The organism is Psychroflexus tropicus DSM 15496 (assembly GCF_000378765.1).
Taxonomy (GTDB): domain Bacteria; phylum Bacteroidota; class Bacteroidia; order Flavobacteriales; family Flavobacteriaceae; genus Psychroflexus; species Psychroflexus tropicus.
On sequence record NZ_KB905348.1, the window covers coordinates 1 to 24,542 of the forward strand.

The window sequence follows — 24,542 nt, forward strand, 5'->3', positions numbered from 1 at the left end:
CAACGTTCGTGTGTATGGCTTCGTTGCGAACAAACTGGCGCAAGTCTTTCAGCCGTGGCTGAAAGATAGGACATTGCGTGGAATTTTCGGTAGAAAATTCAGTCGCAATGAGCTATACACTCTGTTGTAGCACGTTTTTATTTTTCTTTTCAGCTAATATTAAGTATCTGTTTTTTCCAAATGTTATGTGATATATTGGATACAAAAATCCGATTACTACAATCCAAATCAAGAAGTTCAAGTCAGTATTAAGGGCGTATTTTCCTAAAAAATACAATAACATTATTCCAAGTAAAGTTGGTAAAATCCATTTTCCGTATTTAAATCCGCTCAACTTTAATGATTTCGTTTTATTTTCGGTTAGATGCAATTTTATTTTTGGACTTCTACACCAATCAATTTTCGCAAAAACTTCGTGTTTTCCATTTTCAACTTCATACTCTTTAGTTTCTCCATCATTTATTATTCCGACTTTTTCTCCGTCAATATAAATTCCGATTGCACGAGCTTTATTATTCCATTCAGAATTTCGTTCTACTCTAATTTTTGTCATTTACTCAGGTTTTTCTCAAATGTGCTACAACTAGTATATATCCTCAGGATATAGTAACTTTTTTATTTTATTTAAGTAAATATACTTCATTTGGAGGAGTTAGTAGAATCAGATTTAGATTTTAAAGACGTCATTTTATCCAACGGACTCTCAATATGCTTTACACTTCGCTGGCTTACATGCGTATAGATGGTGGTAGTCTTAATACTGCTATGGCCAAGAAATTTTTGTATAAAACGAATATCGGTACCAGACTCTAGCAAATGCGTCGCAAAACTATGCCGTAAGGCATGAATACCGACTTTTTTTCCGATATTAGCATCGCTAACTGCCTTTCGCATTATAGCTCCACAACTCGAAGTAGAGTAAGGCTGTCCCTTCACTTGTCCTTCAAAAACATAGGTATCTGTTTTGTACATGTTTCGATAGGTATGCATAAACTCTAGAATAGAATGAGGCAACATGACCTGTCGGTCCTTTTTGCCTTTACCAGACAGCACTGTAATTTTAAAAGCACCAAAGTCGATATCTCTCCATCGCAGTTGGCATACTTCACTCACCCGTAAACCAGCTCCATAGGCTAGAAGCAGTATCAGTTTGTGTTTTGGCTGTTTCACGGCATCAAATATACGTCTGCATTCCTCTACCGTAAGCACCTTTGGTAAGGTCTTTTCTTTTTTTGGCCTGGGGATAGTCCACTGCTGAGTGTTATCCCACTCCAGGACATGTTTGTAGTAAAACTTAAGCGCATTCACAATCATGTGACCACTAGAGGACTTCAATCCCAATTCAGAAAGCTGGCTCAGGTATTTTATCACTTGCTTTCTCTCAATTAATGAAGGATCCTCGTAAGCATGGTGTCTCAAAAAATTAATGAAAGCACCCGTATAGGACTTCAGCGTGGAAACACTATAATTCATAGCCATGAGCATATCTATCAGCTCATCAACAAAGGCTCTTGCTTTTTTGGGTACTGTATCCAAAAGCTGAGTTTTAGTCGTACCTAGGCTATGAGATTTGTGGTTGATCTGTTTAGAGGCTTTAAAATAGGATGCAGGAACATTGATAGAGATGTTACAATTGAGTTCGCTTAAAAACAACTTCAAAGCTTCCAAATTTTTAGGGGTAGCTGGAAGTAAGTAGGCATTCAAAGGTTTACTGTACTTGCTATAAGCCATCCGTCTTAAATTATCTACAAGCCTAAAATCATCTGTAAATTTTACAACCAGATACCTCTCATCAGCTTTGTAACTAAATAATTCAACTTTCAAAGGCCTTTTAAATTCTTTAGAATTATAATAGCTATCATTAAATAAGGCAACTCCAAAAATAGCTTCTACCTTCTGCTTGACTTTTGGATGTCGATACACCATGTAGACTTTGTGGGAGCTATTCCAAAAGACTCCTTTAACCTTTTTCAAAGCCTTGACATAAGTTGAAATATAATTGAGTTTTAAAACCCAGTACTTTCCAACATCATCCAAAACTTTCAATTTTAACCTAGGGTCAATCTCAGGGCGATGAGATTTATGTACCGAAGAAATCGCTTTTGATGAGCTAATTTCTGGTCGTGCACGCTGCTTTGGCGTTATGGGCAAATCTTGACGTTGATTTTCAACGCTTGCCTGTTTAGGTTCAGATAAAGTGCTAGAGGAGGTAACTAAAGTGTGATTTTTAAATTGTTCTTTTATGAGTTTATAGTGTTTTTTAGAATAATCGACGTACCAGCAGTTATGCGTTTTGCTATAAGTGGCCCCAATAGCTTTAAACTTAGCAATCAATTCTGCATCATAGTTAAAGAATGCCGCAATTCTAAAAGCTTCTCTATGCCATATTTTTTCTAAACGAATCACCATTGGATAAGGCTCCGCCACCATGAGTCCCATTTAAATCGACATCACCACGTGGTAGTTTATAACACTAAGATATAAAAATAATGATTTTGGTAGGACTGTTTTTGAAATTATTTTTTGCTTACAAAGCAAGAAATTGTATTGATATTGAAAAGATTACTAGCATGAGCTACATCTTAGCAAACGGGTTTATACCTCTTTTTGAATTTAATACTAAGTGAATTCTGGAACTCTACCCACTACTCCCTTATAAAAGTTTTGGAGCTCCTTCAGGTCTACTTCATAATTTCCGGTAGTATAAAAAGGCTCTGCTATTTTTACGGTCTTTGTAGAATAATCGAAGGCCACACAAGTGATGGGCACCTGGGCCTGGTAGGCGATATAATAAAATCCGGTTTTCCAGGAGGTTACTTTTTTACGGGTTCCCTCCGGAGCTATAGCTAATCTAAATTCTTCCTTAGAAGAAAAAAGGTCGACGATCTGTTCTACTTTATTCTGACTGGAAGAACGCTCTATCGGTTCGCCTCCCATCCATTTAAAATACCAGCCAAATGGGGAGTCAAAAAGCTCCTTTTTGGCGACATACTGTATGGGAAGATCTATGATTTTACGAGTGAAGGCTCCGATGTAGAAATCATGCCAGCTCGTATGCGGAAGGACGATTACAACTGTTTTTTTAACGTCTTTTGACATATGCCCCTGCACGTTCCAGCCCATAAGTTTCAGAAAAATAAATTTTATGATCCGCATTTACACCTTTTTATTTGGAGCCCACAAGATAGCTAAAACCAACTTTTTTTGATGGAATTTCAAACTTACTTATGACCTGATGGGTGTTGAACTCTATCAACCCTATCTAAGATTTTACCTCATAAATAGTGATGATTTAGACATCTATTAAAGGAATATCAAGACTATCAACCATCACCTTTATCTTCCAAAAAACTTATAAGTTTACATAGGCTTAAATGCAGCTATCTATGGAGACAGAAAATTTTATCTACTGCCTTGAAGCAGTTCCTGATGCCGAAAGTGAACAGGATTCAGAAGTAATAAAGATTCTGGAGGATATAGCTTTAGCACAGGGAATTGCAAGCATATATAAAGCCTGCGATACTATAGAAGACTTAGAGGAAAACCTGAATTTTCTTCTCTACGATGATCATCATTTTCAGGATTATGAAATTATTTACCTGGTGCTTCCTGGGGAAGCCAACAACATATTAATCAATGGCTATTATTACAGTATAGAAGAGATCGCCGAGCTGTTTGAGGGGCAAATGAAAGGGAAGGTGATTCATTTTGCAAACAGGAAAGTCCTGGACCTTACCGATGAAGAATGTCAGTATTTTTTGGACGTCACTGGAGCCAGAGCAATTTCGGGTTATGGATTTCCATCCCAAAGCATAAGTAGTGCCTTTACGATAGATCGCGTGTTCTTCAGTTTATTTAACGAGAATGACGAGTTGAGGGAAGTGGTGGAGCAGATGTTTCAAAAGCATTATAAACTTTGTAAATTGTTAGACTTTAGATTGTATTATTAAGTTAAGGTTTCTAGCCAGAAATTGAGAACTAGCAAGGTTTAAACCTAAAGTGCTTGTATTAATAAATTATAATTTTATATATCATGGAAAAATCAGAAAATTTATACACCGACGATAATCCAGAAACCACTGTAGAGGGTTTGGGATTTAAAGACAGGCAAACTGCAGAAGAAAGCGTCGAGAAAGTGAAACAATTAATAGCCAATGATGAAATTACAGTCAATCATGCTAAGCAAATTTGCGTGACGATGGAACAGCGCTCCAAACACCATCCACATCGCAATGAAAACATGAAATCTGCCGAAGAGGTATGGAGAAACTACCTTGAGGAACTAAAAGCGAAACATTAAGTAAAGAGTCGTTTACACTCATCTTTAAGCACACCTCCTTCTACTTGGATAGGGTACCAGGCAAGTTCTGCGATTTGTTTGCTACTGATGTGCAGCTGCTTCCCGAAATTAGCGGCATCGTCTATTGACGCTCCAAAGACCACCTGGCCAATGCCAGCCCACACTATGGCACTCATGCACATAGGACAGGGTTCTACTGTGGAATAGAGCGTTAGTGCTCTGGGATCTTCAACATCTAATTGACTCATAAGTTGAATGACGTTGATTTCGGCATGAGCAGCGGGTCCGTCTTTAGATGTTGTATTATAAGCACCAACATGTCTCCCTTCCGGATCCACAATAATGGCTCCAAAAGGCGTTTCATTCAATTTTGCTTGTTCAATGGCTTTTTGTATCCAGTACTCCCGATCTTTAGAATTCATGTTAACCTAATTTAAGTTTTAAATCTACTAAGAATAGATCGGTTTTCAATTCAATCGCTGTCTAACTATTCTTAATCATATAAGTAGCAATTGCATCCTGCAAATCAGCTTCATCTTTAGAATGTTCAATCACAATTAAGGATTCATGAGGAGTCGTGATGAGGTAATGCGTTGTGTAAACGTCAGCATCCTCAATGCTTGCCCGTATTTTAAGTTTAAAAGCTTTGCTCTGGCCCACACTCAAAAACTTATTCTGTACAATATCATAGCTTAAAATTCCGGTCTTAACTCCATAAGCCTGGGTTTCAATGAGGTTGACAAACATGGTAGAAAACTCTTTTCTGATTGGGATCCTTTGCACAGCTGGCAAAACGCTTACAAATCCGTTAGGGGCAAAAACCTGGCTAAAATGAGCCTGCGGTAAGTTTTCAGAGGCTTTAAGAAATTCCTGGACGGCTTCAACATTAAATCTAGAGGAATAAGAAGATAATTCCTCTCTGGAAACTCCAACAAAGCTTCTGGGAAGTGGAAATGCACCCTTTAACTTCTCAATTTTATAATATTCTAAATCAGAAGCAGAAGGCCTTTTCTTTTCATCACTAGCACAGGATAAGCAGCAGCTTATAACTAAAAATAGGAGGATATATCGCTTTAACATCATGGAGACAAGGTATAGTTATATGTTAGGATTCTAAAGTTAAAAGTTTTTTTAAAAGGAAAACTATTCTCAAAGACCTTAATCCATAAACCAGGTCCAAAGTCAGATGGTCCTTAAAGATGATTACTTTGTTTATTGAAGTGAGATTCGCAAACAAACTTAGTGACATGGGGTTTAAAATTTTATAGTAGAATTGATATCATAGGCTCAGGTCTTTTAAGAAAATGATTATATTTAACTTAAAATCAATTTATTATAATTTAGAGCATTTATTAATCCAATCTAAAATTTAAACTCATGAAACATTTAATGCTTACTTCTTTATTAGTATTATCAGTCCTGTTTCAATCCAAGGCTCAATCCATTACTGCCGATGAAATTATAGATCAGATTAATAGGGGGGAAGACGTACGATATGAAAATATGACTATTGAGTATACATTAGACTTTACGTCGGTAGAGACACGAGAACAAGTTAAAGAAGGGGATAGCTGGTTTGGCTGGTTTGGTGATGATGATAAATTTGAAAGTAAAGTAAATGTGAACATTGAATTTATCAATTGTACTTTCGAGGGGGAAGTCTTAGCCTATTATAATGATAATGATGCAGTGTATATAGCCCATTTTAATGAAGACGTAAGCTTCAAAAACTGTGTGTTTAATGAAGATACGGAGTTTAAGTATTCCAAATTCAATGACGAAGCGGCATTTTCTGAAAGCACTTTTGATGAAGAGGCCAATTTCAAATATGCTAATTTCTCTAATGGTCCAGATTTTAGTAATTCTGTTTTCGAAGAAGAAGCAAATTTTAAGTATTCCAAATTTAAAGACCAACCTAATTTTTCATCAGCCAGCTTCGCCGAGGAGGCTAATTTCAAATATGCTAATTTTCCAAAGGGAGTCACTTTTGAAGGTGCTACTTTTGGAGACTTAGCCAATTTCAAATATTCAGAATTTTCAGAACCACTAAATTTGGACAATGTCAATTTTAATGGTGACGAAGACTTTAAATATACCAAGATTGAAGGCCAGAGTTTTAATTCTTACCTGCTAAAAAACAGAAATTAGAACTAGTCATCAAGACTATTTCGACTTGTAGATTGAAGGTTACGGGATTAAGATCAAGTCTTCCTGAGGGCTGATTAAATACGCTGCACCATCTTCTTTCACAACAGCCATCTCTTCTACAGAAATAGTTTTCACCCCGCCATCTTCCAAGGTCCAGGCATGAAATCCATCAAAAGCAAAGGTCATTCCTTCTTTGATTACCTTTTGGGCTGCTGGCCTCACGTGAGAAGCCTGAGATCCACCTAGATTGGGACCGACGTCGTGAGCTACATAGCCTACAGGATGGCCAGTGCTCCACATCACGTAGTCAGATTCTGCTTTTTCCATGAGTACACGTTGTGCTCTGTCCACATCCACACCCTTTACTCCAGGTTTCATGGCTTGGAGTGCTGCTCGGTTTCCAGCCTTAGCACTCTCCCAATAGTAGGCAATGTCTTCAGGGGCTTCGGTTTCTCCATCTTTTAAAACGTAAGCAAATCGCTGTATATCGCTCACCCAGCGGTCGTAAACCTTGATTCCAAAGTCAATTTGTATCACATCTCCAGGCATAATCACCTTATCGGTAGCATGAGAATGCCCTCGATCGGCCCCAGAATTGACATTGGGGTTTTGGTCTGGTGACCAGCCGTCTTTGACACCATAGGTTGCCATTTTTTGCTTTAAAAACCTGGCAATGTCAGCATCGGTACTCTGTCCTGGAACTACTTGCTTATAAGCTTCAATCTGCCAATCTGCCGTCAGCTGAGCGGCTTTTCTAAGTATGTCCACTTCTGCCGGAAGTTTTACGGAGAGCCATTGATAGACCAGCTCCGTAGAAGGTACCAGAAGCTTTGAAGCTTCGCCTAGCTTTTCCTCCAGATCCATTCGCTGAGAGTAGGATAGGCCATCGGCTATAGAATTGGTAGAAGACGAATTGATAGCAATGGACTTAAAGCTTTGCGCTTTAATAAATTCAGCAGCTTTTTTTACCGCCGAAGTTCCGCGTTCCACCGGTACAACAGTATCATGAATTTTTAAGTCAGCCAAAGCCGTAGCTTCTCCCGAAGGGGAGAACACTCTGGAATGAAAGCCTGTGTCGTCATTATAAAATAAAAAGGCCGCCGTGCCTCCCGCATTTTCTCCTCCAATATGATCGGCGATAGGATCATTATTATTTTCTCTGCAAATCACAATCCAGCAATCGACCTCCGCAGCTTTTAGGGCTTGAGGCAGCAGTTCATTAATACGTTGTTTTCTGATTTCTGGCCATGGATTCTCGCCCCAGTAGGCTTCAGGGTCGATGCTAGAAGTCGTCGATTCTTTTGGCTCTCCTGTATTCTGACATCCAGTGATGAAACAGAGAACAAGGATTAGTAAAGGGCTAATAAATTTCATATTTATGTATTTGATTGGACTTTATGATTTAATTTTCATGTAAACATTGAAAGCTTCCAATAGGGCTCCCGTCTGGAATAGAAGGAGAAGGGAATACCTCAAATTTTTCTGGTTCATCCATAAATTTATCAATGCGATACACTACTTCTAAACCCATTGCCGAGCCCTCCCCCTGATAGCTGTCTTTCAGCTGTTTCAAGGCTTGGTTAGCCAGAGCTTTTACCTGAGGAATGCTCTGGTTTGAAGCCGAGAGATTCATTAGATGCTTCAGCACGTTATAGTTAATAGTATGCTGTATTTCGGTTAGGTAGTCGCTTTTAGGTACGTTTTCAAACGTGCTTTCAACCAGCGCTTTTAAAATGTCCTCTAAACTTAGGGCTGAAGCGTCCAACGCTTGCTGCTGAATCAATCGGTTGGCACGTTCTGGATGGAGCAATAGGCCTAAAGTCATATCACTAGCTGTAGCAGCTGCTCCCAAAGCGTCAAAACTTACACTGGCATTGCTTTTAAACGATTCTCGACTTCTCGAGTAGCCGAATGCGCGTGGAGGAAATAATTTCAAAATTCGTTCAGGAATGGCTAGTGTTTCAGCATCCAAAGTTTTTAGGACCGCCTTCAAGGCTTTAGTTTGATCTGTTTTAGAAACCGTACTGACCAATTTTAAATCACCTCCCTTGGTCGCATAATTATAATCTAATCCGCCTATCACTTTGCTAGCTGCTTCAGTTTGATAACGATGATAAAAATAAAGAGGAACAAATACATCTTCAAGTACGGAATAAGCTTGTCCTGTTTTGATGTTATCTTCAGAAAAATTATTGATAGCGGTTTGCCGTAGCTCCAGAATTCGGTTTAATTCTTTGGTGGCACTTTCACCATTATCCCAAAGGTGAGCGTAAGCATGAGCGCCTCCCTGGGCTCTTGCATCTCTATCGCTTATAAACTGCAAATTAGAACTTTCAGCCTGTTTTAAAACCGACTTTAGATACTCCTCTTCAGTTTGGTTAGGTTTTGGATTACCGTAACTGTAAGCCACCGTAATTTTATCCCATTCGCCAATTCCAGTATCATAAGCCTTAGAGAAATCAATCTGATTTCCTTTAAATTTTAAATTAGGATGGGGGTAATCCATCACGCTGGCATCTTCATCGCTACTAGCGGCAAAATTATGGGCAAAGCCTAGCGTGTGTCCTACTTCATGAGCCGAAAGCTGTCGTATTCTTGCTAGTGCCATCTCTAGCATAGGCTCGTAATTATCATCTGAAGTGGCAAAAGGTCGATTCATAAGGGCCTGAGCAATCATATAATCCTGGCGAATTCTTAGACTCCCTAAACTAACGTGACCTTTTAATATTTCCCCGGTTCTTGGATCAACGACACTGGCACCATAACTCCAGCCACGAGTAGACCTGTGTACCCATTGAATCATGTTATAACGTAAATCCATAGGATCTGCCTCTTTAGGCAGTACCTTCACCTGAAAGGCATCCTTGTATCCAATAGCTTCGTAGGCCTGGTTCCACCACTTAGCCCCTTCCAGTAAAGCCGATTTGACGGGTTCTGGAGTGCCGGGATCCAAATAATAGACAATTGGCTCTTTGGCCTCACTAACTTTGGCTTCAGGATTCTTTTTTTCTAACCGATGACGAATGCTGAAACGCTTGGCTAAGGGTTCGTAAATGGGTGTGGCGTAATCCTGAAAACTTATAAAAATGGAACCGCTGTTAGGATCAAATTTTCTTGGTGAAAAACCCTCTTCTGGTAATTTTACAAAACTGTGGTGCTGAGTCACCGTTAAGTTGGAAGCATCGGGTGCTACCGACCTGATGTTTCTGCCTTGTGCAGTTCCAGTGAAGGTGAGCAAGGCTTCAAATTCTGTATTCTTAGGAAAAGCTTTGGTTCGTTGCATGGCTAGAGCACTTTTACTTTGGTCTATGCTGTAACTGCCTTGCTGTTGTTGCTTCAATCGCCTGGAAACCCCATGGGTATCTTGCATCAAGAATGGAGTAAAATCGATTAGAAAGGTCCCTTCTTGTTCTTCTTTTATTTCAAAACCAAATAACACCGACTTGGCGAAGGCCTGCTCAACGCTTCGGCGTTCCAGTTCATTGTCTGTATTGGCTCTATAATCCTGATTGGGTTGCATCAGTAAAAGCTTATTTCCTGCCCTTTGAAATTTAACGATCGCCGTTCCGCCAAGTTGCCCTCGATCTAAACCAATATCGTTGGAGCCTAAGCCGCTGGTAAGGGAATGCACATAAATAAATTCCTGATCGAGTTGATCTACCTTCAGGTAAATCTTGTCTTCCTCTTCAGAGTACCAAAAATCAAAATAACCTTCATACTTTTTAAGGTCTTCTTTTTCCTTTAGGGTCTCAAAAGACTGAGAATAGCCTGTTAAAGTGATCAATAGTAAAGAAAGGTAAATCAGCTTATTCATAATTTAAGAATTATAGAGTTATAAAAAGTAACTTCAAATATTAAGGGCTTTAAATAATTATCAGATTTTTCAGCTGTAAAATAAGACTTAAACTTAAGACCCTAAATGAATTCAATATAAAATTGAATGCTTTTATAATTTTGGCTCAAACCACAAGCCGCCTATAGCCAAAAGGAACACTATAAAAAACCAAATCGGATGGATGGCTGCTAAGTTGGTTTCCTGATTTTTTTCTACCTGTTGTTCAGAAAAAAACCTTTTGTTGTTTTCTCGGTTCTGATAGGCTATTATATTTTTCCAGTCTTGGTTTTGATGGACATAATACTTAAAAACAGAAAGTGAATCTTGTTCAGCTTTCAACTCATGCCACCCTAAAGTTTTAGGGTAAATTCTGGTTTTCCAACGTTCAGGAATATATAAATCCTGACGTAAGGGGACCTGGTACTTCTCTTCGGTCCATACTTTAGGGTCTTTAATACTGGTTTGTAGCTCAAACTTAAACGGCTCATCTATAAATGCAAACTGCTGCATTGCAGTCCAAATGATAGTTTGCGACTCCCTTTTGCTGAGTTGCTCCAGCAGTTCAGACCAAACCTGTTGATAGGCCTCTTCTTTTCCTTCCAGTTTCAGTTGCCAGGTTTGGGTTAGCACTGTTGTTCCTATTCGACCTTTACCTTTGCGATAATAGGCACTAATGATATCAGAATCTGATTTGTGAATTTCTTTTAAACCAAATTTGGGCTGCAATTTAAAGGCCTCCTTGCTAAAGCTTTCCTCTGGTAAATGATTCAATGTAACTTCACTTGTTCTGTCGGTTTCAAATAATATATCCTTAAGCCCTGGATTTAAACCAGAATCTTCTGTATTTCCCAACATCAGAAGCCCGAGCCCATCGTTTTCTATCGACCTCAGGAGAGTAATTTGTTGAGATGCTGAAATCGATTTCAAACTTGCCTTATCAATGATTAATAAATCAAAATCCTCAAGCATCGCTGAGTTAAACCTGGATATATTTTTCTTTGGCCTATTGAAATATTCATATTTAAATCTGTTTCTTGTGATGCGGGATTTAACCGCTAGAGCATGTTCCTGTTCGGCGAGGAAATTTTTTAAATATTTAATTTCAAAAGTAGGTTGATATGCAAAAATCAGAATGTCTAAAGGTTTTGAAGTGTAAGCACTTAAAGGCAGTGGATCAGACTTGATTAGTTGACCTGTAGAATCCTTTTCTGAAAGTTTGTAAATGTAGTCTCCTTGCACCTTTAGGGGGGTTGATAAAGAAAATTGTTGGCTTTGTCCTGGAGATAATTTTACAGAGTCTAAGGCATTTCCCGCGGCATCTTCTAAAAAAAGCTTTCTACCCGATGTAGGTCTGACAAATTCACCACGTATGTTTAATATATCCCCTGTTTGGTTTTGCTTATTATAATTGAGTTTTATAATTCCTGGAGTGAATTGACCTGGTAAGAAGTCCACGTGGAGGTTTTCAAGTAGATGCAAATCATAGTCAGCAAGACCACTGCCTAAAACAAAAATTTGACTGGCCTCCTTTAAATTCAGCAAGTCTTGTTCTTGCCTGTAGTCTATGAGCATTGCTTCTTTATGTTTTTTTTGTAGGCTATCCAGTTGATCCTGATCAAAGTGTTCTGTTATAAGGATAATCACTTTATCTTTTGCAGGCTTTTCCAAAGCTGGTTCTAGAATAACCAGCAGAAGAGAGGTGAGTGCAATGCCTGCAAGTAGCATTTTTAAAACCAGGCGATGACGGCCGGAAGTCTTCCATTCTTTCCAGAAAAACACCAACATTAAAATCAGCCAGCCGACAAGAGCCGGCCAAAACCAAGATGAATTTAAGAAAGTAAGACTTGTATTCATTCCAGAGCTTTCATAATAGTTACATCGAGCTCTCCATAGAATTGAGAAGTCTTTTGAGGTTCTGGGGTTTGCTGAGGTATACTTTTTAACAAGCCTTTTTGGACCTCCCTCACTAATTCAACTTTTATGTTTTGAAGCTCTGTCAGTTTCTTAAGCTCTTGAAGTGTGGTCAGGTAACGCCCTGGATTTTCTATAGCCTGTTGTGAGAGTTCTTCTCTTGCTTTTTGAAAAAGAGACCTGTCCGCTTCACTGATTTTGAGATCGGAGCGCTTCAGGATTTCGAGTCTCTTTATACTTGTTTTGATGTAAGTAAAATTATCTGTAGTCTCTATCGTTTCCTGTTTACGCATGGTATTCACGTTTTCAAGGTCACCACTTAATCTTGCCTCCTCCTTAATTGGAGGGGGATCAAACCCAATGCGGTGAACGTAAATTCTTGCACTGTTTTTGATGTCCTGAATCAATTCCAGAGCTTCATATTGATAAGGCAAAGACTGTTCTGGCTCATTAAGCCGTAAGTGCAATTCAGCATCCCACATGATATTTAAAGCCCGTCTTAATTTAGCCTTGAGGTTATCAGTAAATAAAGTTGCAGATTCTGGGTCACCATGGTTGTGCATATAGTTTTCTATACTGTTCTCACCTCCAGCGGTTTCATCATCATGATCGTGGTCGTGGTCGTGAGTTTCCTCAACCAGGTTATGTTCATTTTCGCTATCGTGGTCGTGGGTATAACCTTCCAGCGGATCTTCACCATGATCGTGATCTTCACCCATGGTGGAAGATTCTGTTTGACTGATGCTGCCCTCAGCTTCATCTCCCATAAACTGTCCGTATTTAAGTCGTAATGATTTTTGATCGAATCCTAATTCATTACTAGTGGAGTTAAATTTCTGAGTCGGTATCTTTCCTCGCTGGCTTATTAGTTTTTTAGTGTCTATGATCAGCTGTCGCTGGCTTCTAAAATAATCGGGCATGAGGTCCACGCCCATACCAGTTTCTACACCCATCCCATAATCTGTTGTGTCTTTTATCACAGCAAAATAAGTTTGACTCCTAGATCTATTCGCCTTAGGAAACCTATTGTCTTTAGCCTCTACATAAAAGTATAGCTCATCACCAGGCCCCATATTCATACTGTCTAAATGAATCAACTTTTTTAATCTGAGTTCCTTTTTACCTTTCACAATCCTGGTGTCGAATTGTAGTTGTTCTTCCCTGAATTTTACAGATTCTCCGCTACCTTTACTCACAGTAGCAATAATGTAGGCCTTATTTATCCCAAAATCATCGGTGATTATGCTATTAAGATTGAGGTTTTTATCTTCATTAAAATCAAATGAGGTAAACTGTTTTAAATCCTGAATGCGAATTACAGGAGATTGATCTGTCAACACTTCAATAGCATACAAATCTGAGATGTAGGTTCTTCCTGTGGAATCTTTAAATTTGAAATTGTAAAATCCAGAGTTTTCTAAAACTGTACTTCCCTTGTATAAAGATCCCTTCTTCTGTAAAGGTTTGACTCCTCCTGTACTTTCTAAACTGACTGAATCTATTGGTCCATTAAAATTCAGATTCCAGCTCACTGTAGAGCCTTCAACAGCTTTAATGTTCATCCTGGAAGCGGTCTTTTTCGGAAGATTGGTGTAGGGAGGATAAGTAATTGTAACCTCTTGTGAATTCAGAACTGGCTTATCTACTTCTATGGCAGAAGAATCTGTGGGTATAAAATTTATCGATCCACTATTAGGATCTTTTGTTGGTTTAAGACCAGAATTATTAGTCACCCCGGTATAAAAGCCTAAGTAGCCAACACCAGCTAATAAAATGGCGGTAAGTAAAGCTGCTCCTAAATGATGTTTGGGTTTGATGTTTTTTATTTCGGTACTTAAGATTTTTGAAATCTTTTGCTGCTGAAGCTGAGCAACACCGCTGAGTTCCTCAGCCTGATGGAGTAACAGCCCTGTAGAGAATTCTAACTGATTTGAGTTATGATCTATATGTTTACTTACTTTTTGTAAGTCGATCTTCCAGGGTTTTTTAACCAAAAGAACAGCTACACTTATAATGATACCAAAAAGGCCACTCCACAGCCAATTGCCAGAGAGGAAGCCTATCAATAAAAAGAACCCAATAGCAAATAAGACAACCTCCAACCATAGCAGTAGCTGCCATTGTTTTTTAAATTGTATCAAAAGCGTTTTCCCGGTTGAATTCATTGTTTTCTATGCTTTGATAATAAACGTTCAGAACAAAGTAATATAAAAAAACCAATCCATAAATATTCGGAAAAATCCTGTCCGTTTTGATTTAATTCTAGGCTTGATCGTTTTTTTAGACGGGTTTGTAGTTGATCCATACCCATCACTCGTTCATCTAGTGGCATTGCGGCCTGTTCCAGACTTGAGTAGGGTTTTAGTATATCTATTAATTCTATGCCTAACCGCTCATTTACAATATTTTCTGAATTTAGAGCGGAGGTTAAAATGTAATCCTGATCGTTTTCCCCCTTCATGATTAATGATGAGGCCAAAGCATCCTCCTTAAACCTCAACACTTTTGCTGTAGTCTCCGGAACCGGATCTTGACTTAGCCAGATGAGCAGCTCTGGCGAGTTTGATTTTAAAATCTCTTTTTTATTAACGGAGTTGATTTCAATAGGATGGTTGAGGTAGTTTGCTATAGCCGAAAAGACCATTTTTAGATAACGGCCTTCTTGATTTAATTTTCCTTCAGCAACTAAGTTTATACGTATAGTATCAGCTTCTATGCTAGGAAGTGAATCGGTCATTGTACTGTTTACTTCTTTCTTCCTTTTTATAAATTTTAAACTATTTGAAGTGCTAGAAACCGAAATCAATTCATTTTCAACTCCTCGTTTGATTATCCCAACCAAAGTTGTTGTAGGTTGAACTTGACCAATTGGTACCCAGTTGATATGGTTTTGAAGTGCTGGCCGCTTTCCCTTAATGTGTTTTAGAAATGCATTGGTAAACACAATTATACTGTCGGTGTTAAGGTTTTGCATAGCTCTGCCTAGTTGCCAGTAGTCTAAATCACTTTTTAAATCAGAACTTTCATAATCTTCTGTATAAATCGGAAAGTTGTTTTCTAATAAACGGACTTCTTTTTTTTGATTTAGACTATCCACAAGCTTTTTCAGATTTGGAGAGTCCAGTAATGAAGCTTCCACGATATAGGTTAAAGAAGATGAATCTTTCTCTCCAGGTAACCGCGGTTTCGATAATATAAAAACCAGAAGAGCAATCAGTAGCATCCTAAGTAGGAGGAGGGCGATCTCATTGATCTTAAGGCTTCTGCTTTTTTGAGCATCCGATTCCTGTAAATATTTTATGCTTCCAACTTTAATGTGTTTTTCCTGTTTTTTACTCCAGATATGAATGGCTAAGGGGACGCCAAGTCCTATTAATGCCCACAAAAAAGAAGGGTTGAGAAAAAACATACTAGATTAATTTTTGTCGGGTCTTAAGGAGCATTTGAAGTGGCTTTTCCAAAGGGTCGTTAAGGTTGATCAATTGATAATGTATTGCATTATTCAATATGTGTTGTTTCATTAAATCGATGGCCTTTGTCATTGTTTTAAGGTACGATGTTCGTGCCTTCTCAGCTTCGATCTCCATGGTGACGCCACTTTCAAGATCTTCAAATATCAAAGCACCTTCATAATTGAAATCCAATTCATTTTTTCCCAGAATATGAAGAACGACAACTTCATTTTTTGAAGTTTTTAATTTTGTAATTACACTGCTAAGTTCTTCCGTTTCTTCGTGAAGATCTGTAATAAAGAATATCAATTCTTTATGGTTCCTGTTGTGGATTTTTTCAATGTCTTTAAAATTAGCTGGCCATTTGCCTTCGGTTTCAATATTGATAAGTTCTTGTAATAATCTATTAAAGTGTTTCTTCTGAACCTTTGGTTGAAGGTACCGCAACTTGTAATTATTCAAAGCATATAAGCCTACGGCATCACCCTGAGAATGTGCAAGCCAGGCTAAAGATGCTGTCATCACCCTAGCAAAATCAATTTTGCTGAGTCCCTGTTCTTCGTGCTGCATCGATTGGCTGGCATCTATAACAAATTTAACTGAAATGTGTGTTTCGACTTCAGACTGCTTAATATAATATCTTCCAGAACGGGCTAACATTTTCCAATCCAGGAGACGAAGATCATCTCCAACTTCATAGCCTCGGTATTGGCTAAACTCCATGCCAGATCCCAGCCTTCGGCTGTGATGATGTCCAGACAAGTGACCATCTACCACCAGTCTTGATATAAGTGACAAACCACTTATACTATTGATGATTTCTGGCTTCAATAATTGTCTGTAATCCTTTTTCACTTTATTAAGATTTAACTGGCGTTATAGAGCTTAGTAATTCTGATGTGACATCATCAGCATAGATACCTTCAGCTTCTGCCTTAAAGTTAACAATGACTCTATGCCGAAGCACGGGATAAGCACAATGTTTAAGGTCTTCTGGAGTTACCGCTAATCTTCCATGGAGTAGTGCTCTTGCTTTTGCAGTAAGGATTAAGGCCTGACCAGCTCTTGGGCCAGCTCCCCAGCTCACCCATTCTTTGACGTATTCATGAGTAGTGCTTTCTGGGCGAGTAGCTCGTATCAAAGTATTGACAAAGGAGATTAACTCATCACTAATTGGCACCTCTCTCACCAGTTGCTGTAATCTTAATATTTCAGCACCACCAAGCACTGGCTTAATTTTTTCACCTTTGGTTCCTGTGGTATCGGTTAAAATTTTATTTTCTTCACTTTCAGTGGGATATCCAATTTTTATATAGAATAAAAACCTATCCTGTTGAGCTTCTGGTAAAGGAAAGGTTCCAGATTGCTCAATCGGATTTTGAGTCGCTAGAATAAAAAAAGGACGATCTAAGGAGTAGGTTTTACCTGAATAAGTGACTTCAAACTCTTGCATGGCTTCAAGTAAAGCCGCCTGTGTTTTTGGTGGAGTACGATTTATTTCATCGGCAAGTATAATGTTTGCAAAGATGGGACCTTTGTTAAATTCAAAGAACTTCTTTCCCGTGGTGTGATCTTCTTCAAGGATTTCTGTGCCAATAATATCAGAAGGCATCAAATCCGGAGTAAACTGAATTCGATTGAATTTTAAGGAAATGGCTTGTGAAAGCGTCCGTATCATTAAGGTTTTAGCCAAACCTGGTACTCCTTCCAGTAAAGCATGACCACCTGCTAAAAAGGTGATAAGTAATTGATCGATTGTGTCTGTCTGACCCACAATAACCTTGGAAATTTCAGCTTTTAGATCATTTAACTTCTCGGTTAAATCATTTACTTCTAGTTCCAAATTTGAGAGGGATTTATTCATTTCTTAGAGTTTATGAGGTTAGAGCATACATGACAATGTTAACTCCAAATCTGGTATTGTCTATTTTATAAAATCGCTTATTTCTGAAATCGTAATCCCATTCACAACCGTAATCTTTATTGCTGTATAAAACGCCAATTCTTCCATCAATAATGATAGCTTTTAAATAATCGTGAACCAGATCATCCCCCCAGCCATTAAGTTCCTGAGAAGTTGTTGGAGGTCCATCGTCGAATTCGAAAAACACTTTATAAAGTTCATGGTTGTTTGATAGTTTCACTAGAGCTTCAGGTCCGAAAATTTTTTCCATCTGTCGTTCGAATGATTTTGCAAATAGCCCATCGATATCATGATTGCAATCGTCTGCAAACACAAAACCGCCGTTTTTAATGTATTGCTCGAAATTTGACTCTTCTTTACTTGTGAATTCTACCAATTTATGCCCGGAAATATAACAGAAGGGACACTTAAAAATTTCTTCACTGCTTAAAGGCACTATATTTTCTAAAGTGTTCACTTCTAAAGTAGTATACTCTACAAGTGAGTTCAATAAATTAGAGGGCATGCGTTGGTCGACATCCCAATCTCCAGATTCGTATTGTAGTCTTGTAAAGAAAAAACTATTATTTAAGCTTGTAGTCATTAATTTTGATCTTAACTCACAAATAGACTGTGTTTTAATTACTGGAGTTTGAATTTAGGACTCTTTTCTGGCGGAAAAGTAAAACCAGAACACAGTTTCAATTTATGACTTCTTCACTAATTTTATAAAAAAAAACTGATTGCAACGAAAGATATCACAATCAGTTATTTAAAGTTGATTCCTTTTAGACAGCGTCTGAAAGACTAGTAAATGTAAAGTCTCTAACTTTCATGTAAGGGATTAAATTTCCGTTAATCCTGACTTGCTCGCCAAGTGCTTCAAGGTTATTGAGCATGATGATTGGACTTTCATTAAATCTAAAGTTTTTCACCGGGTATCTTATCTTTCCGTTTTCGATGTAAAATGTACCATCACGAGTAAGTCCTGTGTATAACAAAGTCTGTGGATCTACACTCCTGATGTACCATAACCTGGTAATGAGAATGCCTCTTTTGGTACTTTTGATCAATTCATCTCGAGTAGCATCGCCTCCCTGCATAATAAAATTGGAAGGAAAGGGAACAGGGTCCACTCCTTTTTGATCTGCCCAATATCTGCTATAAGCTAAGTTTTTGACTACTCCATTCTCAATCCATTTCATTTTTTTGAGCGGCATGCCTTCTCCATTCCAGGTGGAAGTGGGGACATCTGGATGTAATGGGTCACTCCATACATTGACGCGCTCATCTACAATTTTTTCTCCCATTTTGGTGCCATCGTCCTTAGACATAAAGCTTCGCCCTTCATCTGCCGTCCGTGCATTAAAGGCACCAGACATATTACGCAGTAAATCTACAGAGGCCGCAGGCTCTAAAATCACAGTATACTTACCTGGCTCAATTGCTCTTGCTTCCTTAGACATGACTGCTTTATCAATAGCGACTTTTGCAGCTTCTTCGGGGTTAAATTTATTGACGTCATTATAGTCACGAGTAACCCATCCAGAACCTGTGCCGTCATTAGTTCTCATAGTCACAGTAAAGTCAACATTAGTCGATTTATTGTAAGCAAATAGACCATTGGAATTCATCATAGCACTGAATCCGTAAGAGTCATCCAGAAATCCTGCAGCAGTCACGTCTTGCTTTGAGGCAGGGTTGATGCTTTTGGCCGCAACTTCTGCTCTAAATTCTGGTTGGATATTTGCTGTTGCCTCTACAAAACTAACAGATTCATCGTAAGTTTGAGGCCCAAGAGGGGGCATAAACTCTGGGTTTTCTGGAGATAGTTTTGCGAGTTCTTCAGCCCTTTGCACAACGCTTTTAAGTGATTCATCATCAAATTCATCTATGGTAGCTGTTCCAGATTTTTTTCCAAAACTAGCTTCCACAGCTAAGGTTTGATTCGAGCGATGACCTGAGGTAGACACGGTATTTCGGGCATAGCGAATGTTTCCACTCTCGCTACCTCCCATATTGATTACACAAGCATCTGCGGTGGAAAAACTCAATGCCCTTTCCATGATTTGCTTAGCTTCTTCTTTAGTATATATTGCCATTTTTAAATGCTTTTAAAGTAAATTTTGATTAAACACTTCTGCCGGTATTGATCACATTCACACCGTTAAACCTGGATGTAGAACTTCCGTGAGACACAGCACTGACTTGAGAAGGCTGTCCTTTGCCGTCGAAGAATGAACCGAACATTCTATAATCATTTTCATCGCAAATTTTGGTACACGAATTCCAGAATTCCTGGGTGTTGGATTGATAAGCGACATCATCTAACATGCCCACAATTTCGCCATCTTTAATTTCATAAAACACAGTTCCGCCAAATTGAAAGTTATAACGTTGCTGATCAATAGAATAAGATCCTCTTCCAGCGATATAAATTCCTTTTTCAACATCTTTAATCATGTCGTTTATAGAATACTTTTCTTTTCCAGGCTCTAAGGATACGTTTGGCATACGCTGAAATTGAACATCATTCCAACTCTGCGCGTAGCAGCATCCATGGGATTCATTTTGGTTAATCATATGAACCTGATCCCGGATGGCTTGGTAATTGGTCAAAACTCCGTTTCTAACAAGATCCCACTTTTTAGTTTTGACTCCTTCATCATCGTAACCAACAGCTCCCAAAGAACCTGGTTGGGTTTTATCGGCTACAAGATTTACGATATCACTACCATATTTAAAGTCACCAGATTTCCATTTATCTAAGGTAGCAAAACTGGTACCCGCATAATTAGCTTCATAGCCTAAGACTCGGTCTAGTTCAAGCGGATGACCCACAGATTCGTGAATGGTCAATCCTAAATGATTTGGCTCTAAGACCAGATCATACTTGCCTGGCTGCACAGATTTAGCCGTTAGCATTTCTTTGGCTTGTTTTGCAGCCAAAGTTGCATCTTCAACGATGTCATAACTATTACGATATAGCCTCAAGCCTGACGGGCCTTCTAGTTTTTCTGATTCTAAACCGTCCATATATTCATAACCCATACCCATAGGGGCGCTCATGGCTTGTCTGCTTTTAAACTTACCAGCACCGCGATCGATAGCAGTAACCCCAAATGTTGGCCAGATCCTATGAATGTCCTGATCGATATAAGATCCCTCCGTCGAAGCAAAGTATTTTTGCTCATTGACCATAAATAGGGCAGAATTTACAAAATTAGCGCCATTGTTCATAGCTGCTGCATTAGCACTTAGCAGTAAATCCACTTTTTCTGAGACAGGGACATCTTTAAAATCCTTTTTGATTGGAGTTTTCCAGGACACTTCTCCGTGAGATTCAACAGGAGCAAGTTTAACGGGTTCTTTTTGAATTTTTGAGTTGGCCTTGGCGATTGCAACCGCTTGTTGTGTTGCTTTTTTGATACCGTCTTCGGTAACACTATTGGTAGAGGCAAATCCCCAGGTACCATCAGCGATTACCCGAATTCCTATACCAAAGGATTCCGTATTGACGACATTTTGTACTTTGTCTTCTCTCGTAAATACATACTGGTTGAGGTAACGACCTATTCTTGCATCTGCATACGTAGAGCCAAGAGATCTAGCAGTGTTAAGTGCAACATCAGAAAGCTTTCGCTTTGTGAGGATATCCATTCCTGGCATCATGAGTTGATCTGCCGAAATGTTATTTCCAATCATCAGGGAGGGCATCATTAAAGCTCCTGCTCCAAGACCACTTAATTGAACAAATTTTCTTCTTTTCATAAAAAATCTTGTGTTTTTGTGATTGAATCGTTGTTAACTTTCAAAAAGCAATGAATCACAATGTGCATTTCATGTTTTATGAATATTTCATTGTCATTACTCTTAATATGAGCCTAAAATAATGATTATTTTTTTATTATATTAACATATGGATTCAATATTTAAGATATTGATAATTTTATGACTCATATTTAATTAGACTAAATGGTTCTTCTTCAAGGTAGTCAGCTTCTGTAAATCTGAGTGTTTTATCTATGGTGACTAAAAACCTTATCAACTGCTACAGGTATTTCCTAGATAAAATGACTTTTTAAACCTCAAAGTAATAGAAATATCAAGTCAGCGACCAATACAGCCTGAAGTACAAAGACTAGCGTGTCCATTCTTTTTTTAAGTTTAAGACTTACTAAAAGGACCAAAATAACAATGAGCGGGAGGATGAATCCAGAAGCTATTCTTAAGGAATAATGGCTGGAGTTTTTATAAGTGGGAGAGCTGTAATCGTTTATCTCATCAAAAATCAGGGAGGTTGTGAAAGATACATTTTTGTCAATATGAGATATTGCAAACACTTCTGAAACCGGAAACTTATGATTAGTTGTTTTAATCGAGTGCACATAATGAAAGTTTCCCCCGGCATTGTAGTAGGTCTGTTTATTCTTATCAATACTAATTATCTCTTCGGTCAAAGCCTTACCAGGCAAACTAAAATTCATTAAGATTACCAGGGCTAAGGTTATAGTGACCACATAAGAAATTAGCTTCGCTCTTTTTATCTTTTTCACTATTTAAAAGTCTTTCTTTTCTCTAAACTTAGGGTCACGGGTAGGCATTTTAATTCTTTTTTTAATCACTATAATTCCTGCTGAAAAAAGCGACAACCCTAGTATAATAAGGTTGTTTTCAATATCACTCATAAATATACAGCCGGAAAAAAATACGATAGCCAGAAGTAAGATCATCTCGCCAAAATCTAACAGAAATCCTGTCTTGTTTTTCATGGCATTAATTATTTGAAATAGAAGATATCAATTTTTAATCAGATACCTAAAACACATTATGCTTGCCTTTAAAGTGCTTATTTCTTTTTCATATTTTAAGAGACAGCTCTCCCTTAAATTCAAGATTTTACTGTGTTTCACATTCTGCCTTAACCAGGTGTGAAGGTAAACTTAAAATAAATCATGGATAAAATTTTTCGCTCCAGATTCAAATCGGTATATAATCGATATATCCTGTTTTAATCTTCTTATTATCAGTTTATTAAATTTAAAAACTGTTAAAATCACAGCATTAAAAAAGATATGGCAATAAAATTCACTTTATATTAACAATAATATAGACTAAAACTTCATATAAAATGCTAAAGAAAATTCTTTAATATCATATATAACTGCTAATAAGCAAGTTATGTTTATAATAATTGCTTTTGATTTTAATTTTATTTGTTAAATTATTAGTTAAAATACCATGTGAATCTTAAATTTATCACAAAATAAGAGTTATGACAGCAAGAATACGATCACCAGTAAAAAAGACACTTTATTTTAAAAAACCAAACCACTTAACCCAAAACTTATTAATCATGAAAAATTTATTAAAAAATTTAAATTACCTGTTTCTAGGCTTTGCCCTAGTGTTTATGTATTCCTGTCAGGATGAAGAAGCAGCACCAGAGGAACAAGGAGGAGTTGAATTTATCTTGGCTGGTCATCGTGTTGATGATGTAAAAATGAACGGACTTAATGTTAAGGGTGCTTCAGATGCTAAGGATGGTGAAGAATGTGACATGGCCCTGGCATCCTATGCTGTGCTAGAGCTTGCTGGTGAAATGTATACCATAGATATGCAAGCCTGGGGCGACAGCTATAAAACTGAATTGATTGAACTCGATCCTGGAACTTACCAAGTAACTAGTTTCCAACTGTACGACTCAGACGATAATCCTTTATACGCTACTCCTACAGCCGATAGTGAATTCGGGCCTTTTGTAAGTCAGCCACTTCCGTTTGATGTCACTGTAGAAAACTACAGCAAATTGGAATACGATATGGAGGTTCTATGTATTGAAGAGTTTACTCCACCTCAATTCGGATTCATATTCTGGAATGTGGATATCAAGCAAATCAAAAATCTTTGTGTATTCGCTAACTTCTGTGAACCAGACACCGGACATGAAGTAGCCAGTCTAGAGGCTTTTATTTATCCAAATGAAAATGAAACCAGTGAAGATGATCTTATCTGGACAGGTTCTGCTGATGGTGATTACAACAGTGATGATGACGCCAACGAACTACTTTGTTTAAAATTCCCTTACGATCCTAGTATTCCAACTGAAGATCAGTCGTATTTCATAGAGCTTTATGTCAATGGAGTGTTGTTTGAAGGAACAATGCCTCTGGATCGTGTAGATGAAATCAATGCTGAAGATGGATACTTACACTTAAATGAAGATTGTGATGGAGATTTTGATGTGTTTAGTAATACCTACAATATCGCGTGGGAAGATCTAAATGACGATGAAGGTCAAAACGATTGTGACTTCAATGACTTAATTATAGAAACAACTACATCAACAGATATTAATACGGGTCATTTAAACTTTAGATTTGAGCCAGTTGCAAGAGGTGGAGGCTATAGTCATGCCTTTAAATTCTGGTTACCAGGTACTGGCTATGTGATTTCTGGTGACGCTTCAAGTGTTCAGGAAATTTCAGGAAATACCATGGTAGAAGTCTATCCTAACACTAACCAGGCTTTTAGTCCAAATGGAAATTTTGTCAATACCAAATGTAATGGAACAGTTGGAAGTGGCATCGTTAAAAACGTAGTGATAGAGAGTGCGCCAAATGATTTCGTATTCTATCTCTTAAACCCATTTGATGCTAACCTGAACGTGAATGGAGGTCCAAATTACGACTTAACCATCGGTAATATGTTTGCTCCTTCTACATTTATCAAAGATGGTGTAGAAATAGAGAATGGATTGATCACCACCAAAGACTGGAAATGGGTCGTAGATGGTGTGGATATCAGAACAGTTTATGGTAACAATTTTCAAACCAATTTTACGCCAACAGGAAATACATCAAGTTTGTATGAAAATTGTCCATAAAAATTAGCCAAATAAACCAACCTAACCTTTGAAGGGACTATTATATAAAAGGTCTCTCAAGATCGAAGGCTGCTCTTATGAGCAGCCTTCTTTTTTTTACAAATGAC

21 protein-coding genes are annotated in these 24,542 nt (G+C 38.0%); 4 read left to right on the forward strand and 17 right to left on the reverse strand.

Annotated elements, in window-relative coordinates; all coding sequences use genetic code 11:
* Positions 1-112: 112 nt before the first annotated feature.
* From F598_RS14990 to F598_RS0113745, 3 genes are all read right to left on the reverse strand, one after another.
* Entirely contained in the window at positions 113-553 is a 441-nt protein-coding gene (locus tag F598_RS14990; RefSeq protein WP_019039647.1) for a hypothetical protein, read from the reverse strand.
* Positions 554-639: 86 nt separating this feature from the next.
* Positions 640-2,430: a tyrosine-type recombinase/integrase gene (locus F598_RS15750; protein ID WP_019039648.1), complete on the reverse strand. Its 1,791-nt coding sequence runs from the start codon at positions 2,428-2,430 to the stop codon at positions 640-642.
* Between the two features lie 189 nt (positions 2,431-2,619).
* Complete coding sequence (locus F598_RS0113745; protein WP_019039650.1) at positions 2,620-3,156, reverse strand: 1-acyl-sn-glycerol-3-phosphate acyltransferase; 537 nt, start codon at positions 3,154-3,156, stop codon at positions 2,620-2,622.
* A 230-nt stretch (positions 3,157-3,386) separates the two neighbouring features.
* Here F598_RS0113745 and F598_RS0113750 point away from each other — a divergent pair, with 230 nt between their 5' ends.
* On the forward strand, positions 3,387-3,950 hold the full coding sequence (locus F598_RS0113750; RefSeq protein ID WP_019039651.1) for a DUF6642 family protein: 564 nt from the start codon (positions 3,387-3,389) through the stop codon (positions 3,948-3,950).
* A gap of 83 nt (positions 3,951-4,033) precedes the next feature.
* Positions 4,034-4,300 carry a hypothetical protein gene (locus F598_RS0113755; protein ID WP_019039652.1) on the forward strand — a complete coding sequence of 89 codons (267 nt, stop codon included), beginning with the start codon at positions 4,034-4,036 and terminating at the stop codon, positions 4,298-4,300.
* Here F598_RS0113755 and F598_RS0113760 read toward each other — a convergent pair.
* Together F598_RS0113760 and F598_RS0113765 are read right to left on the reverse strand one after the other, a co-directional pair.
* Complete coding sequence (locus F598_RS0113760; protein WP_019039653.1) at positions 4,297-4,722, reverse strand: nucleoside deaminase; 426 nt, start codon at positions 4,720-4,722, stop codon at positions 4,297-4,299. The genes F598_RS0113755 and F598_RS0113760 overlap by 4 nt on opposite strands.
* Before the next feature lie 61 nt (positions 4,723-4,783).
* Positions 4,784-5,383 carry a hypothetical protein gene (locus tag F598_RS0113765; protein WP_157595024.1) on the reverse strand — a complete coding sequence of 200 codons (600 nt, stop codon included), beginning with the start codon at positions 5,381-5,383 and terminating at the stop codon, positions 4,784-4,786.
* A 294-nt stretch (positions 5,384-5,677) separates the two neighbouring features.
* On the opposite strand from F598_RS0113765, the gene F598_RS14675 reads away from it, so the two are divergent.
* Complete coding sequence (locus F598_RS14675) at positions 5,678-6,448, forward strand: pentapeptide repeat-containing protein (protein WP_033408715.1); 771 nt, start codon at positions 5,678-5,680, stop codon at positions 6,446-6,448.
* A gap of 39 nt (positions 6,449-6,487) precedes the next feature.
* Here F598_RS14675 and F598_RS0113775 read toward each other — a convergent pair whose 3' ends face one another.
* The 12 genes from F598_RS0113775 to F598_RS0113830 form a co-directional block, all read right to left on the reverse strand.
* On the reverse strand, positions 6,488-7,822 hold the full coding sequence (locus F598_RS0113775; RefSeq protein WP_019039656.1) for a M24 family metallopeptidase: 1,335 nt from the start codon (positions 7,820-7,822) through the stop codon (positions 6,488-6,490).
* Positions 7,823-7,850: 28 nt separating this feature from the next.
* Entirely contained in the window at positions 7,851-10,262 is a 2,412-nt protein-coding gene (locus F598_RS0113780; RefSeq protein ID WP_019039657.1) for a zinc-dependent metalloprotease, read from the reverse strand.
* 132 nt (positions 10,263-10,394) lie between these two features.
* On the reverse strand, positions 10,395-12,137 hold the full coding sequence (locus tag F598_RS0113785; RefSeq protein WP_019039658.1) for a hypothetical protein: 1,743 nt from the start codon (positions 12,135-12,137) through the stop codon (positions 10,395-10,397).
* Positions 12,134-14,359, reverse strand: a complete 2,226-nt coding sequence (locus F598_RS0113790; protein WP_019039659.1) for a hypothetical protein — start codon at positions 14,357-14,359, stop codon at positions 12,134-12,136. Before F598_RS0113790 ends, F598_RS0113785 begins: the two co-directional genes overlap by 4 nt.
* Complete coding sequence (locus tag F598_RS0113795) at positions 14,356-15,603, reverse strand: BatA domain-containing protein (RefSeq protein WP_019039660.1); 1,248 nt, start codon at positions 15,601-15,603, stop codon at positions 14,356-14,358. The genes F598_RS0113790 and F598_RS0113795 overlap by 4 nt, the downstream gene beginning before the upstream one ends.
* Position 15,604: 1 nt before the next feature.
* Positions 15,605-16,501, reverse strand: coding sequence for a DUF58 domain-containing protein (locus F598_RS0113800; RefSeq protein WP_019039661.1), 897 nt, complete (start codon positions 16,499-16,501; stop codon positions 15,605-15,607).
* A 4-nt stretch (positions 16,502-16,505) separates the two neighbouring features.
* On the reverse strand, positions 16,506-17,510 hold the full coding sequence (locus F598_RS0113805; RefSeq protein WP_019039662.1) for an AAA family ATPase: 1,005 nt from the start codon (positions 17,508-17,510) through the stop codon (positions 16,506-16,508).
* A gap of 10 nt (positions 17,511-17,520) precedes the next feature.
* Complete coding sequence (locus F598_RS0113810) at positions 17,521-18,153, reverse strand: DUF4159 domain-containing protein (RefSeq protein WP_019039663.1); 633 nt, start codon at positions 18,151-18,153, stop codon at positions 17,521-17,523.
* A 184-nt stretch (positions 18,154-18,337) separates the two neighbouring features.
* Positions 18,338-19,651 (reverse strand): TldD/PmbA family protein, encoded by a 1,314-nt coding sequence (locus F598_RS0113815; protein ID WP_019039664.1) that lies wholly within the window; start codon positions 19,649-19,651, stop codon positions 18,338-18,340.
* A 28-nt stretch (positions 19,652-19,679) separates the two neighbouring features.
* The gene (locus F598_RS0113820) at positions 19,680-21,320 is read right to left on the reverse strand and encodes a TldD/PmbA family protein (protein ID WP_019039665.1); all 1,641 of its coding nucleotides are present in this window, start codon (positions 21,318-21,320) and stop codon (positions 19,680-19,682) included.
* Between the two features lie 317 nt (positions 21,321-21,637).
* Complete coding sequence (locus F598_RS0113825) at positions 21,638-22,105, reverse strand: hypothetical protein (protein ID WP_019039666.1); 468 nt, start codon at positions 22,103-22,105, stop codon at positions 21,638-21,640.
* Positions 22,106-22,108: 3 nt separating this feature from the next.
* Positions 22,109-22,321, reverse strand: coding sequence for a hypothetical protein (locus F598_RS0113830; RefSeq protein ID WP_019039667.1), 213 nt, complete (start codon positions 22,319-22,321; stop codon positions 22,109-22,111).
* 584 nt (positions 22,322-22,905) lie between these two features.
* Between F598_RS0113830 and F598_RS0113835 the strand changes: the two genes are divergently transcribed.
* Positions 22,906-24,435: a DUF4458 domain-containing protein gene (locus F598_RS0113835; RefSeq protein WP_019039668.1), complete on the forward strand. Its 1,530-nt coding sequence runs from the start codon at positions 22,906-22,908 to the stop codon at positions 24,433-24,435.
* The last annotated feature ends 107 nt before the right edge of the window (positions 24,436-24,542 follow it).